Annotated in this window: 4 protein-coding genes and 2 pseudogenes; 2 read left to right on the forward strand and 4 right to left on the reverse strand. The window is 66.7% G+C overall.

The genetic code is table 11. The features are described from left to right. The 4 genes and pseudogenes from CSW58_RS07830 to CSW58_RS07845 all read right to left on the reverse strand — a co-directional run. Window positions 1-1,563: pseudogene (locus CSW58_RS07830) on the reverse strand (type II and III secretion system protein family protein); the annotation flags it as partial. After that, window positions 1,560-2,446: pseudogene (gene cpaB / locus CSW58_RS07835) on the reverse strand (Flp pilus assembly protein CpaB). The pseudogenes cpaB and CSW58_RS07830, both read right to left, overlap by 4 nt. Window positions 2,447-2,677: 231 nt before the next feature. Continuing rightward, window positions 2,678-3,187, reverse strand: a complete 510-nt coding sequence (locus CSW58_RS07840) for a prepilin peptidase (RefSeq protein WP_099446917.1) — start codon at window positions 3,185-3,187, stop codon at window positions 2,678-2,680. 146 nt (window positions 3,188-3,333) lie between these two features. Next, the gene (locus CSW58_RS07845) at window positions 3,334-3,516 is read right to left on the reverse strand and encodes a Flp family type IVb pilin (protein WP_035045423.1); all 183 of its coding nucleotides are present in this window, start codon (window positions 3,514-3,516) and stop codon (window positions 3,334-3,336) included. Between the two features lie 337 nt (window positions 3,517-3,853). Between CSW58_RS07845 and CSW58_RS07850 the strand changes: the two genes are divergently transcribed. Further along, on the forward strand, window positions 3,854-4,234 hold the full coding sequence (locus CSW58_RS07850; RefSeq protein WP_369825114.1) for a pilus assembly protein N-terminal domain-containing protein: 381 nt from the start codon (window positions 3,854-3,856) through the stop codon (window positions 4,232-4,234). A gap of 115 nt (window positions 4,235-4,349) precedes the next feature. Continuing rightward, window positions 4,350-4,656: TadE/TadG family type IV pilus assembly protein (locus CSW58_RS07855; protein WP_143755127.1), on the forward strand; the 307-nt coding region annotated here is incomplete at its 3' end.

The following is a 4,656-nucleotide window of genomic DNA, read 5'->3' on the forward strand; positions in this document are numbered from 1 at the left end:
GGGGGGCGCCTTTACGACCTTGTTGAGCCGGCCAGCAGGACGGTGCTCATGTCGCCGGCGAATTGCAGGCCGTCGGCGGGCGTCTGCAGGTTCTGGGGCGGGTCGGGTCGATGATGTAGGGGGTGATGATGATCACAGTTCGGTCTCGCCGTTCAGGAAGTCGCGCGACCGGAACAGCGAGCCGATCACCGGCATGTTGGTCATGCCGGGATGCCGTCGATGGTTTCCTTGGTGTGCTGCTGCAGCAGGCCGGCGATCATCAGCGAGCCGCCCGAGGGCAGCTCGACCGTCGTCTCGGCGCGGCGCACCGTCAGGCCGGCACGTCAGGACGCTCGAGCCGGCTCCGCTCGAGATCGAGAAGGCGCCCAGGCTGGACAGTTCCGACACCTCGGTCGACAGCTTCAGCGAGATTCGGCCGCCCGACATGACCACCGGGGTGTAGCCCAGGCCGACGCCATAGGGCTTGAACTCGACCGAGATCTTGCCGGTGCTGTCCTGTCCGGTCGGCACGGGGAATTCACCGCCGGCCAGGAACTTGCCGGCCTCGCCGGAGACCACCGTCAGGTTCGGTTCGGCCAGGGTGCGCACCAGGCCCACCCGCTCGAACGCCTGGATCATGCCCTTGGCCGAGTTGAGCCCGGCGCTGCCGGCGGTGTCGCGGATGGTGGCGGTGTCGCCGTTGGAGGCCACGGAGTTGTCGCGGACAACGGCATAGCAGGTGGCGCTGGTGAGTCCGGCCTGGCACGGAACGACCATGGTGGGCTGCTTGGTGGTGTCGGTCTTGTAGCCGCCGGTCAGGCCGCCCAGCAGGCTGCCATTGACCCCGAAGGTCGGCGACATGCCGAAGCTGTACTGGGTCTCGCCCAGCTGGCCGAGGACGGCGTTGAGGTCGACGCCCAGCTGTTTGACCATGTTGCGCTGGACCTCGATGATCCGCACCTGCAGCATCACCTGGTCCTTGCCGGCGATGGTGAGCATGTTCATCACATTGTCCGGACCGCTGACGAAACGGGCGGCGATCTGCGAGGCCTTGTCGGATTCGCTGGCGTTCATCACCGAGCCGGTCAGGATGACGCTGTCGCGCACCGGCTCGACCCGGATCCGCGAATTGGGCAGCACCCGCTGCAGGGTCTCTTCCAGCAGGCCGGAATCCTGGCCGACCCGGATGGCCAGGGACAGGATCTTGCGGCCGGCGGCGTCGAAGAACACCGCGTCGGTCGAGCCCGCGCCCACGCCCAGCACATAGATGCGCCGGGGATTGCGCAGCACCGCGTCGGCGACGGCCGGGTTGGTCACCAGCATGTCACGGACGTCGACGGGCAGTTCGATGATCGCCGACTTGCCACGCGGCAGGGTCAGGGACTGGCTGCCGGTCGTGGTCAGGTCGACCCGAAGCACCTGGTCGGCGATCGGGGCGGCCGCCATCGGGGACGGCGCCACGCGGGCGGCCGGACGATAGGTGTGGGTGCGGCCGCCGCCGACCGGGCCATCGGCCAGGACCGGCGCGGCCGGGACCAGGGCCAGCAGGCCTGCCAGCGAAACGGAAACAAGCCGACGGATCATGGGCGCACCGCGATACTCGAGGTTTGGCCGCCGCGATTGATGCGGACGATGGAGGCGTCTTCGTCACGCCGGGCGACGCCGGAGGGGCCGCCAAGATCGGTGTAGGCGCGAAGGGCCAGGGTGACGGGTCCGGAGGCCTTGGCCTTGGCCAGGGCCTCGGCTTCGGTCGGTCCGACCTCGAGGGTGGCGGTGGCGGCGACGATGGACTTGGCGTCCTTCTCGGCGCTGGTCGTCTGGTCGAGCGCCAGGACCCGGACATTCAGGAGGATGGTCTCGGCGATGGTCTGCTTGCGGCCGCTGTCGCCATCGCCGAGGCTGGGGCCTTCGCGGGTTTGCAGCACGTCGACGCGGTCGCCGGGCAGGATGAAGCCGCCGGCCGCCGTTTCCGAATTGATCGGCACGGACATGGCTCGCGCGCCGGGCTTGAGGACCACGAAAGATAGCCGCCTTCGCCGCCGCGGACGATCTTGCGCGCGGTGATGGGTTCGCCGGCCAGGATCGGGTCGCGAACGATGGCGCCCTCGATGGCCTTGTCCGGCGTGACGCCGCCGATCATGCCGTCGGCCATGTCGCCCACGGCCTTGGCGGTCTTGGCGGTGGTGGTGGTCGCCGGCAGCGGCGCGGCGCCGTTGGTGATGAAGGCCGGATTGACGGTGGCCGACGGCCAGGCCTGCCAGTTCACGTCCTCGGCCACCAGCCTTGTGCCGATCGCCAGGTCGCGCTTGGCGACCAGGACCTGGGTCATCGGCTTTTCGGGGTTCACGACCGCGGCGGTTGGGGGCGCGCCAGCGGGCTTGCCGCCCATCGATCGTTGCAGGACCACAGCCAGGCCGATGGCCGAGACGGCGGCGATCAGAACGATCATGACGCGAAGAGGATTCATGCGCGGTCTACAGACTCTGGCGACGGTGAAGCGGTTGAACCGAGCGCGCCGCCCATTCCGGCCGTCGCGCACGAATCGTCGATCAGCCGTTCTGGCCGTCTCCTATGGTCGCCCGCCCATGGTTAACAGCCGCTAAAGGTCTGGCGTTCTGGGTGAGGCGGCGGGCCGCGACAGGCTGACGCGGGGCGCGGCGATTTTCGTCAGGGATTTGAGTCTGTTACCGGGCGGCGGTCAGAACAGGCCGCCGTTCAGAGCGCCTTGCGGAAAAGCGACCAGGGCGCCGATCGCGATCGCGACGCCGTAAGGGATATCCCCGCCCTGGGCCCCGAGCTTGCGCACCCAGGCCGGGCTGCCCGCCAGAATCGGCTCGAGCCAGCCGGACCGCAGGCCCAGGATCGCCAGGGTCAGGGCCCCGCCCGCCAAGCCGGTGACGAGCATGAAGGGAAAGGTCGCCGGCCAGCCAAGCCACAGGGCGGCGGCGGCGAACAGCTTGGCGTCGCCGCCGCCGATCCAGCCCATGGCGAACATGCCCATGCCGCCCAGCAGGGCGCAGAAGCCGACGAGCAGGCAGACGCCGATGACGCCCAGGGGCGCGCCGCTGACCAGGGCCGCGGGGATGAAGGCCGCGATCAGGCCCAGCGAGATCCAGTTGGGGATCGTATAGGTCGTCGCATCCTTCAAGCCTGCCAGGATGACCAGGGCGGGAAAGACGAGCAGCAGGGAAATCTGGAGGATCTGCATGACGGGCCTGCCTGTGAATTCGCGGCAAGTCTGCCGCGACCAGGTGAAGCAAAGGTTGCCGGCGCGCCCGTGGAGCGGCCGGGGGACATAAAAAAAGGGCCCCGACGTTTCCGTCGGAGCCCTCTTTTTTCGAGTGTGAACTGACCTTAGGAGGCCGAGTTAGCCGTGCTGACCGTGGTGCCGACCTTGGTGAAGGTGGCCTTCAGGTTGGTGCCGAGGGTCGTCACGGCGGTGACGATCACGACGGCGATCAGCGCGACGATCAGACCGTATTCGATGGCCGTGGCGCCAGATTCGTCGTTCAGAAAGCGAGTGACAAACTTCGACATGATTTGATCTCCTGATCTCAACTTGAGGATTTGAGGCCTTCAAGCCGTGTTGACTTGCTCACCCCCGAAAACACGATCAATTTCGCCCACCGCACTTAATGGCCAGTAAACAGCGGAGAGTTTCCAAGATATTTTTGATGGTTTATTTGAATTTACCATTATCAATTCTTAACTGTACCAGCCGGATCTCGGAAAAAAGCCTTATCGAACAACGGTTCCGCGAATTGCCCAGATGTCGCAGGCCGCCTGAATTTAGGCTTTTGTTGACCATTCCAGCCCAATTTCAGTTTCGCCCTCCCGCCTTGACGGAACGACCATGCGCCGCCTGTCCCTCGCCTTGATCGCTTTTCTCAGCCTTGGCGCCGTTGGCGCCCAGGCCGCGCCGCTCGTGGCGACCCATCCGGCCCTGGGCCTTTCCACCGGTCAGGCCGTCACCCTGTCCATGGGCGGACCGGTGCGCGACATCGTCGTGGGCGATCCGCTGGTCGCGGACGTCAGTGTCATCAATGACCGCACCCTGGTGATCCTGGGCAAGCGTCCCGGCGTCACCACCCTGTTCGCCTTTGATGCAGCGGGACGTACGATCGTTGATCGCCGACTGGTGGTGTCGGAAGCCCCCGACGGCGCGGTGACGGTGCAGCGGGGCGTCGCGGCCTCGACCTATGCCTGCGCCGAATCCTGCTCGAAGCTGTTGGGCGCCGAACCGACCGTTCCCTAGGATCCAGAGTCCTTGCCCTATGGCCCGCGCCCGCGAGGCTAAACCAGTGGTTAGGACCGCTGGGCCTAGACTGACGCGCCTCTCGCCCCGAAAGGCGTTCATCCGGACCTTTACGATGGCTGATTGCCCGTCGCCCGCTCGTCTTGCCCGCCGGCTTCCGCTCGTCCAACGCTATCTGCGGGCCCAGGACGGCGCGACCGCCGTCGAGTTCGCCTTTGTCGCCATTCCCTTTCTGCTGCTGATCTTCGCGACCATCGAACTGGGTCTGGTGTTCCTGGTCTCGGTGACCCTGGACAACGCCGTCGTCGACGCGGGCCGCAAGGTACGCACGGGGGAGGTGCAGACCGCCGCGGGTACGGCCGCGACCTTCAAGACCGCCGTCTGCGCGCGCATGGACTGGCTGGGCTCCAAATGCGCCAGCA

It is taken from the genome of Caulobacter sp. B11, from assembly GCF_002737765.1.
Lineage (GTDB): Bacteria > Pseudomonadota > Alphaproteobacteria > Caulobacterales > Caulobacteraceae > Caulobacter.

What these genes read in the sequence shown, in the direction of transcription:
- CSW58_RS07840 (WP_099446917.1), bottom strand. Translation starts at nt 3,187, where the DNA reads ATGCAGATCCTCCAGATTTCCCTGCTGCTCGTCTTTCCCGCCCTGGTC.
- CSW58_RS07845 (WP_035045423.1), bottom strand. Translation starts at nt 3,516, where the DNA reads ATGTCGAAGTTTGTCACTCGCTTTCTGAACGACGAATCTGGCGCCACG.